Raw genomic sequence first — 19,767 nt, 5'->3', positions numbered from 1 at the left:
GGGGAGATAACGATCATGAGCGAAACGATCACCTCTTCGGGCAGCGCGGGCGCCACCGAGAGCGCCGCGCCGTTGCTCGGCGCGCTGGTGGTGTTGTATCGGCCGACGCCCGAGCAGCTTACGCATCTTCTCGAACTGTGCGAACCTAGCGTGCCGGTGCTGGTCGTCGACAATTCGCCGGCGCCTGCCACCTCGATTGCCGATGGACTGGCCGCGCACGGTATCGCATATCTTCGTAATGCCAATCGTGGCGGGATTGCCGGCGCCTACAACCGGGGCCTCGTGCACCTGTTCGAACGCGGTATCGGTGCGGTGGCGCTGTTCGATCAGGATTCGCTGGCGAGTGCCGATTACTTTCGCGTGATGCGCGAGTCCTGCGCCGCGCTCGGCGCACGAGCCTTCGCTATCGGGCCGCGTATCTACGACGAGAACATCGGCCGCTTCCTGCCGCAGATGTACAGCAACGGCTTTTCGATCCGCACGCTGGCTTTCGAAGCGGGAGCATCGTTGCAGCCGTGCTCCTTTCTCCTGTCTTCCGGTTGCGTCATTTCGCGCCTCGCTTATGAGAGGTTGGGTGCGTTCGATGAACCGTTGTTTATCGACCACGTCGACACGGAATATTCATTGCGCGCGTTGCAGCGTGGCGTACCTTTTTATGTGGAGCCACGGCTCATCCTGTCACATCGCATCGGCGAAAAACGGCAGCACCGGTTCGGTCCGATATGCCTCACTTCGATGAACCATCCGGCGTTTCGCCGCTATTACATGGCACGCAACGGCATGCATCTGTGTCTGCAATACACGCTATCGCTTCCGGTCGCGCTTATCCCTAACTTCATCACACTCATGCAGGTGTGGCAGGTGTTGCTCTTCGAGTCCGGCAAGCTGGCGAAGCTTTCCGGCATCGCCTGCGGGATTGTCGACGGCATGTTTGGCAGGCTGGGTCCGCTCGAAACCGCGCGTCCGCGGCTCGCCGCCCGTCTGGCGCGCGGCTGACCGATGGCGATCGAACTCTGCCATGTCCAGCACGCGTTAAAGCGCTTATGGGCTTTAACATCGGCTACTTTGCTGAGCGGCTTGTGTGTACTGAGCGGTTGCGCGGACCACACCCCCTATCAACCGCTTGCCATGCGCTCGCCGGGTCCGCAGGAACTGGCGCAGACCACGAAAGACGCAGGCGGTGCGTGGCCGGAGGCGCAATGGTTCGCATCGTTTCATGACCGGCAACTCGACGCGCTGGTCGCAGAAGCGCTTGCCGGCAATCCGGACATTCAGATCGCCGGCGCGCGGATCGCCGAGGCGCAGTCGCAACTCGAACGGTTCGCCTCGGGCACGGGTCTGACGGGGACGGCGACGGCGGCAGCCTACAAGGCGCGCTTTCCTGCCGTCGACGGGGCGGCGAGCGTGAATTTCGATGGCACCACGGTACCGATCGATCTCTTTAGCGACCCGTGGGTGTCGCCAGGGAGCGTGATCGTCGGCGCCAACTACGAACTGGATCTGTGGGGCAAGAACCGCGCGCTCACCCAGGCGCTGGTGTCGGCACGCGATGCTGCGCGAGTCGATGCGCAGCAGGCTCGCCTGACCCTCACCACTTCGCTTGTCACCCTCTACGGCCAACTGGCCTACGCGTATGCGAGGCGCGACCTGATGGAGGCGCGCCGCCATGACGCCGAGCAACTCGATGCGATCCGGCGCACGCGCGAGGCGAGGGGCATCGACAACACTTACAGCGCGCAGCAGGAACAGATCGAGCAGGCGGCGCTTCGCATGCAGTTGCAGACGATCGACGATTCGATCACGCAGACGCAGTTGCAGATTGGAGCGCTGACCGGCGCGGGACCGGAACGCGGGCTCTCGTTGCAACGGCCGACGCTTACCGATAGCGACGCCTTGTCCGTGCCCGCGAATCTGCCGCTCGAACTGCTCGGACGGCGCCCCGATATTGTCGCGGCCAGGCTGCGTGTGCAGGCCGCAACCGCAAAGATCGATGCTACCCGCGCGGAGTTCTACCCGAACATCAATCTGTCTGCTGGGGGTGGCCTGTCGTCGTTGAGTCTCGGCTCGCTGTTCTCGAGTGCGTCGGCATTCTTTGCTATCGGTCCTGCCGTGTCCCTGCCGATTTTCGAACGCGGCCAGTTGCGCTCGCAACTGCATGGCGACTTTGCACAAGCTGACGAGACGATCGCGCTGTACAACAAGACACTCGATGGGGCTCTTGCCGAGGTGTCCAGATCGATTGCGACGATGCGCAGCCTTACGACACTCATCGACGAGCAGCAACGCGTCCTCGCCGCGCGTGAACAGATGATCGCGGTCGCGACTGAACGGCAGCGCCGCGGCCTGATTCCACAGGCGGATGTTCTCGCGCAACACGATATGAAACTCGACGAGCAACAGCGGCTTCTCGAACTCGAGGCACAACGGCGCGATGCGGACATTGCGTTGATCCGCGCGCTGGGCGGCGGCTTCGACGAGGCGAGCCAGACGGGTACCGCTGCGGCTTCACCCGCCGCGACCCGCCAGCCCGCGATTCAGGACTCGCCCGCAAGCCAGAGTGATAATCGCTCATCCAACAATCCTTCCTCTAGCTGAATCGCATGAGTACAGAAAACCTGCCCGGCGAACGCATGGCATTTGCGCATCGCGATCCAAGGAAGATTTCGCGCCGAAACCGTCTGTTTATGCTGCTGTTCGGCGTAGCGGCGGTTGCGGCCGCCGCGGTAGGTGTGAACTGGTTTGTCTCCGGCCGTTTCTTCGAGGAAACGGATAACGCGTATGTCGCCGGCAACGTGGTGCCGATCGCCGCGCAGGTGGCGGGCACCGCGCGGGAGGTGCTGGTAGGCAATACGCAGTACGTCAAGGCCGGACAGCCGCTGGTGCGGCTCGACGATACAGAAGCGCGTATTGCGCTTGGGCAGGCCGAGGGGGACCTCATCCGCGCAGTGCGGCAGACGCGCAGCGCCCAGTTCGCCAATGCAATGTACCGCGCTGCGGTCGACGCCCGTGCGGCGGAACTCGCACAGGCCGAGCAGGCACTGAAGGCGCGCTCGGGTGCCACCGTGCAGGTGGTGTCCGGCGAAGAGTACGAGCGCGCGAGAGAGGCCGTTGCCGTTGCGCAGGCCAATCTGGCCGCGGCGCGCAGCCAGCTTGCCAGCGGACTCGCGGCGAGTGGTTCGGGGAACGTGGAGGACGATCCAGCCGTGTCGCTGGCGGTGCAGCAACTGAAGCTTGCGTATGTCAGGCTCGCGCGCACGACGCTCGTGGCGCCCGTCGAAGGCGCCGTGGCTCAGCGCGCCGTGCAGGTTGGTCAACCGGTTGCGCCCGGCGCCCAGCTGATGACGGTGGTGCCGGTCAGGCAACTCTGGATCGAGGCGAACTTCAAGGAAGGGCAAGTCCGCAACCTGCGCATCGGCCAGCCGGTTTCCGCAGTCTCCGACCTGTATGGTTCGGGGATGGTATTCCATGGCCGCATCGGTGGACTGTCGCCCGGAACGGGCAGTGCGTTTTCGATGTTGCCGCCGCAAAACGCGGCCGGCAACTGGATCAAGGTCGTGCAGCGCGTACCGGTGATCGTTTCTCTCGACCCGGCGGAACTGGTTGCGCATCCGCTGCGGGTTGGGTTGTCGATGGTCGTGTCGGTCGACACTCATCAACGTGACGGAGCGTTGGCCAGTGCCACCGATCCCGCAGGGGCAAGCATTGCGCCTGTCGCCAACGATGAGACAGAACAGGCCGACGCCCTGGCGCGGAAACTTATTGAGGAAAACGATGTTTCCGGTTCCCATGATGCAAACGGCCAGCGCCCCGGAGGCGCCAGCCGTTAATTTCATGCAAACGGCCCACGCCTTGAAGGCGCCGGCCTTTAGTGTCACAACCGACGATCAGCTCGATACGTACGACACGTATGGCCCGCTTCCGCCGCCGGCTGACGATGTACCGGTAATGCCGAAGTACACATGCCGCCCGTAGAAGAACGGCAACCCGAAGTCAAAGCTGCCGGACAGATACGCACCGAGATCGTTGAATGCGTAATTGCCCGTTGCAAACAGCGTGGTTGCGTTGGCAATGTTGAAACCAATGCTCGCGCTCGATGAATTGGAACCCGTGACCGTAGCCGACAGACCCAACGTGCTCGACGGTGTGTACCATGTGCTGCTGTTCTGGGAAATACTCGAGTCCGCGAAGAACAGACCGTTTGAGCCTGTGTCGAAGAACGCGTTGTCCGTATAGGTGGTGCCGTTAAACGTTGCCGTTACGTCGCCATACTCGTCTGTGGTGAAGACGGTCGCGCTTGTGCCGGATAGCACATTGTTGGTCTCGGTATCGATGCCGAACACCAGTGTTCCGGACGCCGTGCTGCCTCCGCTATCGGAGACCTGTGAGATCTCGACGATCACGCCGTTGTTGTCGGTCGTGAAATACTGGACCGGGTTGCCCACCTGCGATGCGAGAGCCTCTGTGGTGGCCGTGCACGTCGAGCTGCCGCAAGCATAGTAGGCGGCGCTTTGTGAGCCGCTCACGCAACTCGAGCCACAGTCCTGGGGCCGCACGCCTACGCCGAGGATACCGTTCGCGCCGAGCAGCGCCGGCGTGCTGAGCGCAGTACTGACCTGGCAATCCGACGGCGCCGACTCTGCGAGCGTCGAGTCGGTCATGATGTGGATCGGCACGTTTTCCGCAATCTCGCTGGACATCTTGATGTCTGCGCTGCGAACTGTGCCCCACGTGTAGCCGCTACCAAAGATCGCGCATTCGGCGATCGTGTCGCTGGTTGAGGATTGCGTTTGCGTCGTCAGCGTCGAGAGCGTCGTGCTAGGTACGACGGACGCATACAAACGCAGTCCGTACGAACCGGTATCGAGAAGGACGTTGTCGATGGTCGAACAGTTCGACGCAGCATTGCTTCCCGGCGTACAGACCGTCACGCTTACCATCGGGCGGTTTTTGTTGCCGTACGGTGCAGACGAAATCGTGATGGGAACCGTGTTGGTCGCGCTGCTGGACGTCGGCGTGGCCGACGCGTCGGTGGCGAGCGTCGACGTGCTGGTCGAGGAAGTGGTGGTGGTGCTGCTGCTCGTACTACTGGAAGTACCGGAACTCGTTGTGCTGGAGGTCGTTGAATTCGAACTGCCTCCGCCGCCACATGCGGCGAGGCCAATCGTCAATGCCGCGACCATAACCCCGAAAATTGCTCGCATTGTTCTGTTTCCCGTTTATTGGATGTCGTCGGCACTGAACCCTTGCGGGAATGCCTGAGGCAGGTACGCACGACCGGTGTAGGCCCCCATGTGGCCGCCCGTCTCTACCACGAGCCCGGACTGCTGAACCGATAGCGGGCCGGAGCCTCCACCCATCGTCGCGCGTGCGGTGGACAAGCCCTGCAGATAAGCGGAGAAGTAAGTGCCTAGCAAGGTATTGAGCGGAGCGATCTTTGGCCCGTGCCATGTGATGGCAAAGACGGTGCCGCTTTGCGCCACGTACTCACTGACGACCGTGCCGGACGTAAGGGTGGTTTGGTTCACGCTGTACGTGACCGAGGCGGTGCTCTGGCGCTGCGCGAGGATCGTCACGTTGTTGGTGCCGCTCGACGACCAGGTCGGCGGCCCCCCGAGTTCCGCGTATGCGGGTGTCGCGGTTTCAAACGTCGCCATTGCAATAGCTATTGCGACGCAGAGCTGACTGGTACGCATTGGTTTCCTTTGTTTTTTGAGGACGGCCCGGGCGTCCTTATTGGGTTTATGCACAGCGAGTAGAAGGTGAAAGACGAAGACACACGACGAATCCCGCGTCGCGCTCATATCGAGTCGAAGCTGACTGAATATCGGAAAATAGTTGGATAACTTTATACTTTCTTACGAAAGATAAATTCGGATAAATAATTCAGGGTTTTAAACGCGTCGTTCGGTATTTCCCTACTCGCCATTCAGGTAAGCCTGAATTGAAAATGGCGTGCCAATGCTCGTCGATAGACCATTGGCTATTTCGCGATGCCGTCGACGGGAACGGCGAGCGCCGGCCCCGGGAGGCTGTGCGGATACTTGAATGCTGCCAGCGGGTTTGTCAGCTCTTGTAAGACTCGTCGCGCCGATCAAGAAGACGCAGCATCGCCGGCCATTCCATCACGCCAAACGGCCGCCGAACCTGCGGTCGATATAGATGGTTCGTTTTTTCAACCACCGCTTGCGGCGGCACATGCAGCGGCGTATTGCATGCCATTGCGTCGACCTGAGCGCGACACGCCATCTCGAGCCAATACATCGCGTTAAAGGCCTCGGCGATACTTTTCTCTACCGACAATAGTCCGTGGTTGCGCAAGACCATCACGTCGCGCTCGCCGAGGTCTTTTACCAGCCGGCTCTGCTCGTCCAGATCCACCGCGACACCTTCGTACTCGTGATAGGCAATGGAATCGAAGCGCATCGCCATCTGGGTAAGCGGCAGGAGACCGCACTCCAGCACGGAGACGGCCATGCCCGCGCGTGTATGCGTGTGAATGACACATTCCACGTCGTGGCGAGCGGCGTGTATCGCGCTATGGATCACGTAGCCGGCGCGATTGACGCTGAAGTTGTCGTCGACATTGAAGAGGACATTGCCGTCGAGATCGACTTTGACGAGGCTCGACGCTGTAATTTCTTCGTACATCATCCCGTAAGGGTTGATGAGGAATTCTGTATGGCTGCCCGGGACTCTCGCGGTGATGTGGTTATAGATGAGATCCGACATGCCGAAATGGGCGATGAGACGGTACGACGCAGCAAGGTTGATGCGCGTATTCCACTCGGCTTCAGAAACAATATCTTGTACACGTCGGGAAGGGTTGTTCATCGTTTCTCCGTTGCAGGTTTAACGTTGGCCGCTGAGCGGCGGGAACCCTTGCAACGTAGCACTTTTTGACGAGACGTGTCGGCGCCGGCGGCCCCTGGACGTGTTTGTCCGAGCCTTCTTTTTATCTGATCGGCATGCGAAAGCTGAAGCGCGTTTCGTCTTCCGTCGAAGCGACTTCGATCGTGCCGCCGTGGGCGCGCGCGATCTCGGCGACGATGTAGAGCCCGAGTCCCAGTCCTTGCTGATCGGCGGCGAGCGCGCCGCGCGTGAACGGCGCGAACAGCAGCTTTTGGCTTTCGTGCGGAATTTGCGGCCCCTTGTTGCTGACCGAGAGGATGAAGTCGGTATCCGCGGATACGTTGACCTCGACCGGATCTGTTTGCGAACCGTAAATCAGCGCATTCTTGAGGAGATTGGACAGGAGCCGCGCCATGTAGACCGGGTCTGTTTCGACTGGGTACCGCAGTGACAGGGTGACTTCGATCTGGCGCCCCGGATGAGCGAGGCGCAACTCTTCGACGACGTGACGCAAGGCGGGCTCCAGCCCTTCGCGGCTGAGGCGCAGGGAGATGCCGTTGCCGAGCCGGCCGCGCGACATGTCCGAGAGATCGTCAATCAGGGCGGCCATATGATCCGCGCTTCGGGCGATGGCTTCCGAAATTGCGCGTGCCTTGTCGTCCAGCTTGCTGCGGAGCAAGAATGTTGCACCCGCGCTGATGGCGACGAGCGGATTGCGAAGATCGTGACCAAGCACCGCGATCGACTGATGGTGCAGCGCGTTCAGCGCAAGGGCGTCGGAAAGTCGTGCTTCGGTTTCCGCGAGCCGCATGCCAGCTTCCTCGGCATCGTGCGGGGCGTCGTGCATGGCGGCCGTGCCTGGCAATGTGCACGCCGCACCGCCATCGAGTTGGCCCGGTTCCGTGCTGTTCGAACGCGGGCTATGCAGCACGAGGCCGTGTCTTTCGAGGACGTCTCTGACTTGCCCCGCTTCGATGCGGTCATGCTGGTAACTGCACATGCAGATGAGACGCCGCCCATGGACCGCCTCGTCAACGCCGGATTCATAATCGAGAAAGCCACTCCAGTTCGCTTTGTCGACCCACGCGCAATTGCCGTTGGTGCGCAGACCGCGGTAGCCGGCGGCAAGTGCCTCCTGCTCGCGTTGCACGAGACCTGCGACGAGCGCCTGTGGCCGCAGCGGTTCGCCCTGCTTGTAGAAGGCACTCGTGTCCTGGATCTCGATCTGACCGCTTTGCTCGCGTGCGTCGAGGTCGGGGACGACCGCGCGCAGTGCGGAGCGCGCCTCGTCCGCGTCGAGCGGTGTACCGGTTACCCACAGGCAACGCTCGTTGTTCTCAAGACCCGCCCGAAAGAAGGGAATAATAAGGTCGCGCAAATCTGCGGCCGAACCGTAAAGTTGACCGATATGGCTTCCCCAAGCGAGGGAAGGCAGCGCCGCGATGCCGGATGGCGCGTGGTAGTCCGCGGAATCTTCTTGCATCCGTGTAATTTAGCAGATGCGCATTCATTTGGAATGATGCGTCCGCTAATGCCGCTATGCTGCGGCTGGCATCCCGCCGGATGTCTTCAACCCCGCAATCGCGATCACCACGCCTGCCATCATCAATACACCTGCCAGTACGACGGCGGTGTGCAGTCCGGTGACGGGATTGCCTGCCGTTCTGGCGATGAGCGAACCGAAGATGCCCACGCCGAGTGCGCCTCCAATTTGGCGCGCCGTGTTCAGCAAACCTGAAGCGATACCGACGGAACGGGGCTCGACATGCGCGAGGAGGGCGGTGTTGATCGACGGTACGGCCAGCGCGACGCCAACACCGATTGCCAGCATCGGAGCGGTGATTATCAGGTCACTGCTGTTGACCTCGAGCAGCGCCAGCGACAGAAAACCGAGCCCCGCCACGGCCTGCCCGACGACCATCGGAAGACGGTAGCCGAATCGTGAGGTGAGCGCGCCGGATGCGAGGTTGGCTACGGTGACAACGGCGGTCATCGGCAGGAAGGCGAGACCGGTCTCGAGCGGCGTGTAGTGCCGGACATGCTGGAAGAAGAGGCTCATGGCGAACATCAGCCCGTAATAGCCAAAGTTGAGCGACAGTCCGATCAACGAACTTACGCTGACCGCCGGTATATGGAACAGCGACAGCGGCAGCATCGGTTCCTTTTGCCGCGCTTCCGCCAGCACGAACAACGCGCCGAACACGACGAAACAAACGATACCCGTCATCACAGCCGGGCTACCCCAGCCCAACCTGCCACTTTCGACGACGGCGAACATCAACGCCACCAGCGCAATCACCGCTAGCATCTGGCCGGCCAGATCGATGCGGCGTGCCGCGTGACGGAGGGTATCGGGCGCATGGGCGAGCGTGAGCCAGATGCCGGCAACGCCGAACGGCACGTTGATCAGAAAGATGCTTGGCCAACCGAAACGGTCGATCAGCAAGCCGCCCACGAGCGGGCCTGCACCCAGCGCTAGCGCGGCGGTTCCGGCCCAGATACTCACGGCTTTGGCGCGCGCCCGCGGGTCGGGAAAGGCCGCGCTCAGCAGCGATAGCGACGACGGCACACACAGCGCCGCCCCGACGCCTTGTACCGTACGCGCCGCGACAAGCGTGAGCGCTCCGGATGCGAAGCCGCATGCTACCGACGCCAATGTGAAGATCGCAAAGCCGCCGACGAAAACGCGCCGCGCGCCCAACCGGTCGCCGAGTGCGCCGGCGCTGAGCAGCAGGGCGGCGAAGGCGAGCGTATAGGCGTTGAGCACCCATTCGAGCTCCGTGGAGCTGACGGATAACGTTTCCTGAATCCGCCCGAGTGCGACGTTCACGACCGTCACGTCGAGGCAGATGATGACGAAGCCAAGACTGGCGGCGAGCAGGGCGAGACGCGGAGATCGGGTCGATTGTCTGTGCATGATGGTCGGTCGGGTAGAGCGCGGTTAGGGACTCAAGCGGATCAGGCGGGTTCGCCTGACCGATATCCATGCCCCACTCTAATCCCCCAGTCAGGCTTGATAAACCGCCTGCAAATTGGCACAGAACCCACTAATATTGGGGAATGGATCTTCTCAAAGCGATGACGGTGTTTGTGCGCGTAGTCGAGACCGGCAGCTTGACGGCGGCCGGTTTCGCCTGCGATCTGTCGCCCACCATGGTCGGCAATCACCTCCAGGCGCTGGAGGACAGACTCGGCACGCGGCTTATCCACCGCACCACGCGCAAGCAGCAGATCAGCGCGTTCGGGCAGGCCTATTACGAGCGCTGCGTCGAGATTCTCGGTCTCGTCAGCGATACCGAGCGATTGGCGCTCGATCATCTCGGGACGCCGCGTGGACGCCTGCGGATTACCGCCCCCGTGATTTTCAGCAACGAGTGCCTGGTTCCAGCCATCGCGGATTATTGCCAGCGCTACCCCGAGGTGCAGTTGGATGTCGTCGCCACCGATGGCTTGTCGGATCTGATTGAGGACGGTTTCGAAGCGGCTATTCGTATCGGTACGCCGGGCAACCCTGACCTCGTTGCGCGTCCGTTGCGGGCGTATCGCCTCGTGCTCTGTGCGTCATCCGCGTATCTGGATGCGAGCGGCGTACCGGCGACGCCGGAGGATCTTCGTGCGCACCAATGTCTGACCTACGCCTATCCGCTGCGCTCCGAAATGCACGCGGCGCAACCGGAGTGGACGCTGTCCGGCACGAATGGAACGGTGAGCGTTCCGGTCAGAGGCCGCTTGAGAATCGACAATTCAGAAGCGCTCCGCAGAGCCTTGCTGGCCGGCATGGGGATCGCGATGTTGCCGGGCATTCTGGTCGACGCGGATATCGAGGCGGGCAGGTTGATCGAAGTGTTGCCTGACTATGCCGCGCCCATGCGGCAGATCAACCTGCTCTATTTGCGCGACCGGCAGATGTCGCCGAAGCTTCGTAGTTTCGTCGAGTTTGTGGTGGAGCGGTTTGGGGCCGGCTCCGATTCACAGGGTTGACGGCGTGGAACCCGGAGCCGACCGTCATCAGCTGGCCGTTGCCTGGCTAGCGACGAAGACCGCCAATTGAGCGGCGAAGGCCCGCTGGTATGCGGGCCGCGCTTCGCCGCGGGCGACATAGGCGGCAAGGTTCGGATATTCGTCCAGCAGACCCGATGCTCTCAACCTGAGTAGCACCGCCACCATCATAAGGTCGCCCGCGCTGAACGCACCGTCGAGCCATTCGGCGTTGCCAAGGCGATCGGAAAGGTCGCCCAGCCGGTCACGGATGCGATCCTCGACGAGAGGCAGGCGTTCCTCGTACCAGGACTTGTCGCGCTCCTGAAACCTGATGGTCTGAAGATCGAGGATCGGCGGCTCAACCGTGTTGAGTGCGGCGAACATCCATGTGATCGCACGAGCCCGCGCATCCGGATCCTCAGGTAGCAGGCCTGCATGGTGCTGTGCGAGATGGAACACAATTGCGCCTGACTCGAACAGGGCAAGAGGGCCTTCCTCATAGGTCGGAATCTGACCAAAAGGATGCAGCGCCCGATGCGCCGGTTCCTTCATTGCACCGAACGAGACAAGACGAACCTCGTAGGGTTGGCCTACTTCTTCAAACGCCCAGCGAACACGCATGTCACGCGCCAGTCCCCTGCCGCGATCGGGTGATTGTTCAAAACACGTGATAACGGGGGGCAGTGAAGGGGGCATGGTGTTTCTCCTTTGCTGGATGTCTCGTTGAGTGGGCGACACGCAATCCGGGTGCTTACCTGCTAGACGTTGGAGATAGGGCTAAATCGACATCGCATCCGCAAACTCCTCCTGGTATTTTCGCGCCGCACAAAAACGGCCACGGGTGGGCTTCATGTCTGCCCGCCGGCGAATCCAATAGCGATGCAGGATACCAACGGTCTCGTCATCGTTACTACCGATATAGGTCGCCCCGAACGGATGCTATTGTTCCCTGCGCATTCTTAATAGATGCACTGTAGCTGGCAAATGTTGCTCCACGATCGCACCACGCATCGGAGAACAGACAATGTCCAACAGCAATACGCGGCGGAGCCTGTACCGCGTCATCCGCACCGGTATGACAATCGCGGCGCTCGGGCTCGCAGTTTCAGCCTACGCGGCGGGCGACCCCATCAAGATCGGGGTGATCGGCGAGGAGTCGGCGGTAGCCGGCGCGTCTATCACAAAGGCCGCCCAGCTCGCAGCGGACGAGATCAACGCGCACGGTGGCGTCGACGGCCGGCAGATCCAGATCATTGCTTACGACGACCACTCGTCGGCCTCCGAAGGCGTGCGCGCATTCCAGCGCGCCGCCAGCCAGGACAAGGTCGTGGCCGTGATCGGCAGCTATATCAGCGAGGTGGCGCTTGCGATGGAGCCCTGGTCAGCACGCCTCAAGATGCCGTTTATCACGCCAGGCGCGGCGAGCAACGACATCTCGAAGCAGGTCCACGACGACTACGATCACTACAAATACACCTTCCACGGCTGGATGACCTCGGCCTTCATTGCCCAGTCGATCTGCGACTTCTCGCATGACATCCTGGTCGGCCAGTTCAAGATGAAGACGACGGTCGTGATGAGCGAGGATGCCGCCTGGACCAAGCCGCTGGACGAACGTTATCTCGAGTGTCTGCCGAAGGCCGGGCTCAAGGTGCTCGATCACATCCGCTTCAATCCGGATACGACGGACTTCACGCCGATCTACAACCAGATCGAAAGCAAGCATCCCGATACGATCACCACTGGCATCAGCCATGTTGGGGTGCAACCCACGGTGCAGTGGCATGACCAGCAGGTGCCCATTCCGCTGACCGGGCAGAGTTCGCAGGCTACGACCACCAGCTTCTGGAAGGACACCAACGGCGCGACCGAAGGCGTCATCACGGCGTCTGCCGCCGCGCCAGGCGTGGCGATCACGCCAAAGACCGTGCCCTTCGTCGATGCGTACACCAAACAGTTTGGCGTATCGCCAGCCTATTGCGGCTTCACGAGCTACGACCTCGTTTATATCCTCGCGGACGCGATCAAGCGCAATAACGGCGCAACAGATCCCGACAAGATGGTCGATGCGCTCGAGAAGACGGACTACGTCGGGACGATCGGCCGCTGGCAGTTCTATGGCCGCAACGACCAGTTCACCCATGCGCTGAAATACGGTCCGGGTTACATCACGGGTATCAACCTGCAATGGCAGGACGGCAAGCAGGTCGCGATCTGGCCGAAAGCGCTCGCCAATGGAACCGTGAAGTTCCCGTCCTTCATCAAGCTGCAGCAGGCAAACGCCAACTAGTCGCGCAACGCGGAGGTGGCCGGGCGCCGGGGTTATCCGGCAATCCGGCGTCATCGCAGGCGACGGATTCCGCCGTTGGCCGAACCAGAGGGTAGCGTATGGTCTGGCTGCAAATTCTCATCGACGGTTTTGCTATCAGTTCGCTTTACGCATTGGGCGCGATCGGCTTTACGCTGATTTTCGGCGTGTCCGGCGTTCTCAATCTCGCTCATGGCGGCGTGATGCTGGTTGCCGCGTTGATGGGCTGGATGCTGGCCGGCGAGGCCGGCCTCGGCACCTGGCTTGGCACGCTGCTCGGCGTGCTCTCCGGCCTCGTTGCGGCGTACATCACCTATCTGATGGTGGTGCGGCCGATTCAACGCTCCGCCGCGATTCCGCACGAGGAGAAAGAGATTTTCGTGCTGACCGGCACCTTGCTGTGGGGCATCATGATCCAGCAGGGCATGGCCTATCTGTTCACTGACAACCCGGTGACGATGCGCCCGCTGTTTCCCGGCGTCGTGGTCATCGCGGGCGTGCGCACGCCGATCAACGAGGTGATGATCGCGGTCGTTTGCTGGGTCGTCATCGGGCTGCTGTGGTTCTTTGTCAATCGCACGCGGGCCGGCAAAGCGCTGCTCGCAGCCTCGATGAACCCGCGTGGGCTGACGTTGCTCGGCTTCGAACTGTCCCGTGTTTATCTGCTCGCGTGGACCCTTTACGGCGTGCTCGCCGGCGTTGCAGGCGTGCTGCTGGCGTCGTTCCTTGGTGTCAGTTCCAACAACACGGGTCAACTGACGGCCAGCGCTTTTTCGATCGTGGTGCTAGGCGGTCTTGGCAGCGTGTCGGGTTCGCTGATGGCCGCGTATGTGGTCGGCTATCTCGAGACCATCACCGCCTACCTGATCGCACCGACGCTGCGCCCCATGCCCGCGCTCGTGCTGCTGGTGCTGGTGGTGTACCTGCGGCCGCAGGGTTTTCTGGGGCGGCGCTAGCCAAGGAGGGTACGTGACCAATCTTGTTCGCTCGCGGATGCTGTGGTCCGCCGTCGTGCTGGCGGTCGCGGCGGGCACGCTGCCCTGGTGGGTGTCCGGCTATATTCTCGGCATCCTCACCGTCGCCTATTATTTCAGTGTGTTTTCGATGGCCTGGGACCTGCTGTTCGGCTTCGCCGGCGAGGTCAACTTCGGTCCCACGTTTTTGATTGGTCTCGGCGCCTACTCGGCCGCGATACTCGATGCGCGGTGGGGGCTGCCGATTCCCGTGTGCATCGTTGCAGGCGGTCTTGTCGCGCTGATTGGCGGGCTGTTATTGGCGGTGCCTGCGTTGCGTTTGCGCGGCCCGTATTTCGGTCTGATCACGCTGGTTGCCGTGCTATTGCTGCAAAACTCGATCGTGATCTTCGCGGGTATCACCGGCGGCGAGATCGGCATGACCGTGCCCGATGTCATGTCCGTCAGTGCGGAGCAAAACTACTGGTATGCGCTCGCGTTTCTCGTGGTGTGCGCGATCATCCTGTTCGGCCTGTCGCGCTCAGCGATGGGCCTCATCCTGCAGGCGAGCGGTCAGGACGCCATCGGCGCGCAGGCGCTCGGCTTCAACGTAACCAAGCACAAGCTCGCGGCCTTTTGCATCAGCGCGGTGTTCTCCGGCGTGGCTGGTGCGATGCTCGTGTTCTACCAGGGCACCGCTTCCGTCAGCACGGTAGTGGATCTGGGGGTGGGCGTGCAGATCATCATTGCCGCTGTGCTGGGCGGGCGCCGAACTATCCTGGGCGCGGTACTCGGCGCGGTGTTCCTGATCGTGGCTGGTGAGTTTCTCAGGCCGTTGGGCCAGATCAATACCTTCGTAGTCGCAGCGCTGGCGCTCGCGGTCATCCTGTTCTTTCCGGACGGCCTGCTCGGCAACCTGCTGCGCGTGAGAGAGCGAGAATGAGCGAAGCCTCTCGCCTCTCGGTACGTGGCCTGACCAAGCGCTTCGGCGGCCTGGTCGCGGTGAAGGACATCGGCTTTGACATCGAGGCTGGCGAGATCCTCGGGCTTATCGGTCCGAATGGATCCGGCAAGTCGACCGTGATGAAGCTGATCATGGGCATCGAGCGGCCCAATGCCGGGTCGGTCAAGATGGACGGCACGGAGATGGCGGGCTGGGCGCCGCACCGCATTGCCCGCGCCGGCGTGGGCATCGTCTTTCAGCACTCGCGGCCGCTGCATCGGCAGACGGTGCTCGAGCACATCAAGCTGGCGCTCTTGCCTGACTCGTTGATCAAGCTCGTCGCCGATCCGCATGTCAACCGCCGTGCCCGCGAAATCGCCGAGCGTGTCGAGCTCGGTGCCGTGATGCACCGGCATCCCGCGACCTTGCCGTTCGCCGATCTGCGCCGCATGGAGATGGCGAAGGCGATTGCGCGCGATCCGAAGGTCGTATTGGTCGATGAACCGTTCGCAGGACTGACGATGGCGGAATCGGAGTCGTTCGCGGCGCTGATTCGCAGTTTTCGCGCCGAGGGTCGCGCTGTGCTGCTGGTGGACCACAACGTCAAGAGTCTCGCTGCGCTGGTCGACCGCGCACTTGCGATGTATCTGGGCGAGCAGATCGCGGAAGGCACGGCCGAACAGGTGATGCAGAACGAGACCGTGCGGCGCGTGTATCTGGGCGGCAAGATCGAGACGAGAGAGCGGACGCGCGACGAGGTGGTCAGCAAGCCGACGCTGCTCGACGTGGAAGATCTTGGCGTACTGTACGGCAAGGCGAGGGCGCTCGATGGCGCGAGTCTTCATGTGCGCGAAGGGGAATTCGTCTCGGTGGTAGGACTGAATGGCGCCGGCAAGACGACGCTGTTCAACGCCATTTCGGGTTTTGTGCCGTACCAGGGCACGATCCGTTTCGGCGGACAGGATTTGCGCGGCATGAGCGGTGCAGCGATCGCGCGGGCGGGCGTGGTGCAATGTCCGGAGACTCGTGAACTCTTTAGCGACATGACTGTGCGTGAGAACCTGGACCTCGGTGGATACCATCTTGCCGAAACTGCGCGCTCTGAGCAGTTGGCGTGGCTCTTCGAACTGTTCCCGATCCTGAAGTCGCGGCAACGTCAGACGGCGCGCACGTTGTCGGGTGGTGAACAGCAGATGCTGGCCATTGCCCGCGCGCTGATGATGCAACCGAAACTGTTGATTCTCGATGAGCCGACCCTGGGGCTCGCACCGGTGATTCTCGAGCAATTGTCGAAGGCGCTGGAGTTACTGCAGCGGACCACGCCGATTACGGTGTTGCTGGGCGAGCAGAATGTCACCTTCGCGTTGCCGCATGCCGATCGGGTGTATGTTCTGGAGCATGGCCGGATTGTGTGGGAAGGTGATCCGTCCAGCTTCGAGCGCGAGATGGGGCGGGGGTACCTGGAAATTGTGCCGGTGGGCGATCCTCCGGGGTTTCCGGCGCAGGCGTAGATGCGGGAGGATAGGCGCACATGCAGCAGGCAGCGATGAGGCAGGCGACGGGTTCGCGGTGGTGGCGTATTGGCGGGGCATTGCTGACTGGTTTGTTTGTCGCCTATCTGGATCGCACGAATCTGTCGGTCGCTTTGCCATCGGTCGCACAGGACCTTGGTTTTTCTGGCGCACGGTTTCCGTTGATGTCCAGCTGGGTGTTGACCATCTTTTTGATCGGCTATGCATTGGCCAACGTCGTCGGAGGTGTGGCCACGCGCAAGCTCGAACCGAAGACAGTGGTGATGGCCAGCTTTGCGATATGGTCCACGGCGACTTTGTTCGCCGGCTTTGCGAATGGCGTTGCGGTGATGTTGATATGCCGCCTGATCCTGGGGATCGCTGAAGGCGTCTATTGGCCACAGATGTCGCGTTTCGTGCGTGACTGGTTCGCGCCTGACGAACTCAGCAAGGCAAATTCGATCATTCAGTACTACGGTCAATACCTTGCGCTCGCGACGGGATTTCTGTTGCTTACGCCGATTTACGATGCGTTCGGCTGGCGTACGCTGTTCTTCCTGACCGGCGCTATCGGTCTGGTGTTGATCGTGCCGATGTATGCAAAATGTCTGCGGCCTCGAAGCGAAGCGCCATTTGCCGAGCCGGAAAACGTCGCCGCCGTCGTGCCACTGACGTTCAATGCGGTTGGCGGTTGGGCATTCGTGTTGCTCGTTATCAGCTATATCACTCAGGGCATGCTGTTCTGGGGTATCACGTTGTGGGTGCCGATGGCGGTCAAGTCGATCGGTTTTAGCGGCGTCGCTCAAGCGCTGGCCAGTTCTGTCCCGTTCGTGGCCGCCATCCTGTTTGCCATTCCGATGTCGATGATCAGCGACCGCACCAACAAGCGCGTGTTGATCGCCGGACTTGGGCTAATGATCCCGGGTGCGATGTTGCTGCTGCTACCCGAATTGCATAGCGGCTATGCGAAGCTTGGCCTTATCACGCTTGCACTCGGGCTATACGCCAGTAGCTATACACCCAATATCTGGTCGATCTTGCAACTGACCGCGCGGCCGTCGGCGATCGGCTCGGCATCCGGAATCATGAACGGCGTCGGGGCGGGGGGCGGCGGTACGATAGCCGGTTTCATGGTCGGGCTGCTGTATCGCGCGAGCGGCAGCTATATGCTGGGCTTCACTGTGCTCGGCGGCATCGTGATTTTCGGCGGTATTGCGCTGTTGGCGTCCGGTTGGATTGTTACGCACCGCAAGCCGGGCAGTTCCGTATCGCTTCAGTATTGAACCGCGGTCCAATCATGGCCTGCGCGAAGTCCATGTGACGACGGCGGCCAATTGACGTTGGCAGATCGATTGCCATGAACAGGCAGCGTTTGCACGGTTCGACGTTACTTCAGGTAATAACTGAATTACCGCGGACCATGATGATTTCGTGTCGAAACTCGTCCAGAATAGGGGTTATCTCGATCACGACCGAAACTTCTGGGTGCGAAAGCAATGAAACAGCCAATCAGAATCGATTTTGTCTCCGACGTAGCGTGCCCCTGGTGTGCCGTCGGTTTATCCTCGCTGCAACTCGCGTTGTCGCGACTTGGTGATACGGTCGACGCCGAAATAGTCATGCACCCCTTCGAGCTGAATCCGCAGATGGTCGAGGAGGGTGAAGACCTCGTCGAACATATCGCAAAGAAATATGGGCGCACTCCGCAACAGGTGAGCGAGGCGCAGGCCGCGCTTCGCCAGCGTGGCGCGGATGTCGGCTTTACCTTCGGAACGCGTACGCGCATCTACAACACCTTCGATGCACACCGTCTGATCCATTGGGCCGGCATCAAAGGCAAACAGGTACAGCTTAAACAGGCGCTACTGCAGGCTTATCACGGCGAGGGCAGGCCCACGAGTGACCATGACGTTCTGGTGGAGGCGGCGGAATCCGTGGGACTTGATGGCGCCGAGGCGCGTGCTGTTCTGGATGGCGGCGACTATGCCAATGAGGTTCGTGTAGAAGAAGAGCAGTACCAGGCAATGGGCATTCATTCTGTGCCGTCGATCATTTTCAACAATCGATACCTGCTGACGGGCGCACAACCCGCTGACGTGTTCGAGAAAACCATTCAGCAGGTTCTGGCCGAGGGGTAGTGTCTGGTTGAACCGAAATCTTGATTGAAGGGGGCGATCGGAGGTGAGCGGCATCGTTTGTCTCGTATATCATCGAGGCTCCCCGGTTGATCGAGAGCGACTGATATATGGGTTTAGATTTCAGATGCGCCAAATCGCGCGCTGACGACTATCCAATGCCGACGGATTTGCTGTTCGGTCATCACCGCGCAACGTGGTCGAGCGTACAGACTGCTAATGGAGCTTCGTGTTCTGGTTGAGGGGTTTGGACTCCTCGACCCACCGCCAATATCCGGTTCAGACCGCGCACCGCGCAACCACAATGATGAGTACATGGGTACATGAACTGCCGTTATGGTTGATGGCATTTGTCACTTTCGGTGCGATATTTCTTGCGGGCGCGGTCGTCCATTTCGTCACCGGATGGCTTGCTGCCGGTCGATATGCGCGATCGTTCAAGGCGATTTCGCCCGGTCTGCTTTCTCCACTTGGCATCATATTCGGCTTGTTTATCGCCTTCACGGCCTCGCAAGTCTGGAACGATACAGCGCGCGCCAACGTCGCGGTAGCCACTGAAGCGAGTGCGCTGCGATCGGTTGTTGTCATGTCTGCCGTTTTGCCAAACGAAGCCCAGACCGAACTGCGAAGGATGGTCCGAGACTACATTCAGTACACCGCGACAACTGAATGGCCGCTCCTGGCGAAGGGAGCCGTTACACTTATCGTTAGTCCCCCCACGCTGAACAACGCACTGAAGTTCACGCTATCCCTGCCAGTCGTTACGCCCGGACAGCAGACGGCGCAGCGCGAGGTCGCGGCGTCCCTGCAGCAGGCTCTTGAAGTGCGTCGCGAGCGTATCCTGATCAGTCGCAGCGAAGTGAATGGTGTCAAATGGTTATGTCTGGCGATTCTGGCGGTGTGCCTGCTGTTCGCCATCGCATTCGTTCATTGCGACAACCGGCTGACATCTGCCGTGGCAATCGGACTGTTTTCCGTAGCACTCGCCACAACCTTTTTACTCATCCTCTCCCACGATCGGCCCTTTACAGGAGAAATCGCGCTGACGCCGGAGCCGTTGTTGCAGGTGATGCCTGAGAGTCAATGA

18 protein-coding genes are annotated in these 19,767 nt (G+C 61.1%); 12 read left to right on the top strand and 6 right to left on the bottom strand.

Features of this window, described 5'->3' with window-relative positions; genetic code table 11:
• Nucleotides 1-15 precede the first annotated feature (15 nt).
• The 3 genes from P3T20_RS22430 to P3T20_RS22420 are packed head-to-tail and all read left to right on the top strand — an operon-like array spanning nt 16 to nt 3,827.
• Nucleotides 16-996, top strand: coding sequence for a glycosyltransferase family 2 protein (locus P3T20_RS22430; RefSeq protein ID WP_429287859.1), 981 nt, complete (start codon nt 16-18; stop codon nt 994-996).
• 3 nt (nt 997-999) lie between these two features.
• The gene (locus P3T20_RS22425) at nt 1,000-2,595 is read left to right on the top strand and encodes an efflux transporter outer membrane subunit (protein ID WP_429287858.1); all 1,596 of its coding nucleotides are present in this window, start codon (nt 1,000-1,002) and stop codon (nt 2,593-2,595) included.
• A gap of 5 nt (nt 2,596-2,600) precedes the next feature.
• The gene (locus P3T20_RS22420; protein ID WP_429287857.1) at nt 2,601-3,827 is read left to right on the top strand and encodes an HlyD family efflux transporter periplasmic adaptor subunit; all 1,227 of its coding nucleotides are present in this window, start codon (nt 2,601-2,603) and stop codon (nt 3,825-3,827) included.
• A 57-nt stretch (nt 3,828-3,884) separates the two neighbouring features.
• Here P3T20_RS22420 and P3T20_RS22415 read toward each other — a convergent pair whose 3' ends face one another.
• Nucleotides 3,885-4,973 (bottom strand): DUF3443 domain-containing protein, encoded by a 1,089-nt coding sequence (locus tag P3T20_RS22415; protein ID WP_429288115.1) that lies wholly within the window; start codon nt 4,971-4,973, stop codon nt 3,885-3,887.
• Here P3T20_RS22415 and P3T20_RS22410 point away from each other — a divergent pair.
• The gene (locus P3T20_RS22410; RefSeq protein WP_429288137.1) at nt 4,879-5,259 is read left to right on the top strand and encodes a hypothetical protein; all 381 of its coding nucleotides are present in this window, start codon (nt 4,879-4,881) and stop codon (nt 5,257-5,259) included. The two genes, P3T20_RS22415 and P3T20_RS22410, sit on opposite strands and share 95 nt — an antisense overlap.
• Here the strand turns inward: P3T20_RS22410 and P3T20_RS22405 are convergent.
• The 4 genes from P3T20_RS22405 to P3T20_RS22390 all read right to left on the bottom strand — a co-directional run bounded on the left by P3T20_RS22405 (nt 5,217) and on the right by P3T20_RS22390 (nt 9,766).
• Complete coding sequence (locus tag P3T20_RS22405) at nt 5,217-5,693, bottom strand: DUF2844 domain-containing protein (RefSeq protein ID WP_429287856.1); 477 nt, start codon at nt 5,691-5,693, stop codon at nt 5,217-5,219. The two genes, P3T20_RS22410 and P3T20_RS22405, sit on opposite strands and share 43 nt — an antisense overlap.
• Nucleotides 5,694-6,063: 370 nt before the next feature.
• Nucleotides 6,064-6,831, bottom strand: a complete 768-nt coding sequence (locus P3T20_RS22400; RefSeq protein ID WP_429287855.1) for a class II aldolase/adducin family protein — start codon at nt 6,829-6,831, stop codon at nt 6,064-6,066.
• A 121-nt stretch (nt 6,832-6,952) separates the two neighbouring features.
• Nucleotides 6,953-8,332: an MEDS domain-containing protein gene (locus tag P3T20_RS22395; protein ID WP_429287854.1), complete on the bottom strand. Its 1,380-nt coding sequence runs from the start codon at nt 8,330-8,332 to the stop codon at nt 6,953-6,955.
• Between the two features lie 54 nt (nt 8,333-8,386).
• Nucleotides 8,387-9,766, bottom strand: a complete 1,380-nt coding sequence (locus tag P3T20_RS22390; RefSeq protein ID WP_429287853.1) for an MFS transporter — start codon at nt 9,764-9,766, stop codon at nt 8,387-8,389.
• A 143-nt stretch (nt 9,767-9,909) separates the two neighbouring features.
• On the opposite strand from P3T20_RS22390, the gene P3T20_RS22385 reads away from it, so the two are divergent.
• Nucleotides 9,910-10,830 carry a LysR family transcriptional regulator gene (locus tag P3T20_RS22385; RefSeq protein ID WP_429287852.1) on the top strand — a complete coding sequence of 307 codons (921 nt, stop codon included), beginning with the start codon at nt 9,910-9,912 and terminating at the stop codon, nt 10,828-10,830.
• A 27-nt stretch (nt 10,831-10,857) separates the two neighbouring features.
• Here the strand turns inward: P3T20_RS22385 and P3T20_RS22380 are convergent, their stop codons facing one another.
• Nucleotides 10,858-11,526, bottom strand: coding sequence for a glutathione S-transferase family protein (locus tag P3T20_RS22380; protein WP_217272838.1), 669 nt, complete (start codon nt 11,524-11,526; stop codon nt 10,858-10,860).
• A 328-nt stretch (nt 11,527-11,854) separates the two neighbouring features.
• Between P3T20_RS22380 and P3T20_RS22375 the strand changes: the two genes are divergently transcribed.
• From P3T20_RS22375 to P3T20_RS22345, 7 genes are all read left to right on the top strand, one after another.
• Complete coding sequence (locus P3T20_RS22375) at nt 11,855-13,120, top strand: ABC transporter substrate-binding protein (RefSeq protein ID WP_074267902.1); 1,266 nt, start codon at nt 11,855-11,857, stop codon at nt 13,118-13,120.
• Between the two features lie 98 nt (nt 13,121-13,218).
• Nucleotides 13,219-14,094, top strand: coding sequence for a branched-chain amino acid ABC transporter permease (locus P3T20_RS22370; RefSeq protein WP_074267903.1), 876 nt, complete (start codon nt 13,219-13,221; stop codon nt 14,092-14,094).
• A gap of 13 nt (nt 14,095-14,107) precedes the next feature.
• Nucleotides 14,108-15,034, top strand: a complete 927-nt coding sequence (locus P3T20_RS22365; protein WP_083611665.1) for a branched-chain amino acid ABC transporter permease — start codon at nt 14,108-14,110, stop codon at nt 15,032-15,034.
• A complete protein-coding gene (locus P3T20_RS22360) occupies nt 15,031-16,545 on the top strand; it encodes an ATP-binding cassette domain-containing protein (protein ID WP_074267905.1) in 1,515 nt (504 codons plus the stop codon). Before P3T20_RS22365 ends, P3T20_RS22360 begins: the two co-directional genes overlap by 4 nt.
• Before the next feature lie 20 nt (nt 16,546-16,565).
• Nucleotides 16,566-17,828 carry an MFS transporter gene (locus tag P3T20_RS22355; RefSeq protein ID WP_217272839.1) on the top strand — a complete coding sequence of 421 codons (1,263 nt, stop codon included), beginning with the start codon at nt 16,566-16,568 and terminating at the stop codon, nt 17,826-17,828.
• 213 nt (nt 17,829-18,041) lie between these two features.
• Complete coding sequence (locus P3T20_RS22350) at nt 18,042-18,683, top strand: DsbA family oxidoreductase (RefSeq protein ID WP_074267906.1); 642 nt, start codon at nt 18,042-18,044, stop codon at nt 18,681-18,683.
• Nucleotides 18,684-18,927: 244 nt separating this feature from the next.
• Nucleotides 18,928-19,767 carry a DUF4239 domain-containing protein gene (locus P3T20_RS22345; protein WP_254368992.1) on the top strand — a complete coding sequence of 280 codons (840 nt, stop codon included), beginning with the start codon at nt 18,928-18,930 and terminating at the stop codon, nt 19,765-19,767.

The organism is Paraburkholderia sp. GAS206C (genome assembly GCF_050435645.1).
Lineage (GTDB): Bacteria > Pseudomonadota > Gammaproteobacteria > Burkholderiales > Burkholderiaceae > Paraburkholderia > Paraburkholderia phenazinium_B.
This window is presented reverse-complemented; position numbering and strand designations above follow the sequence as displayed.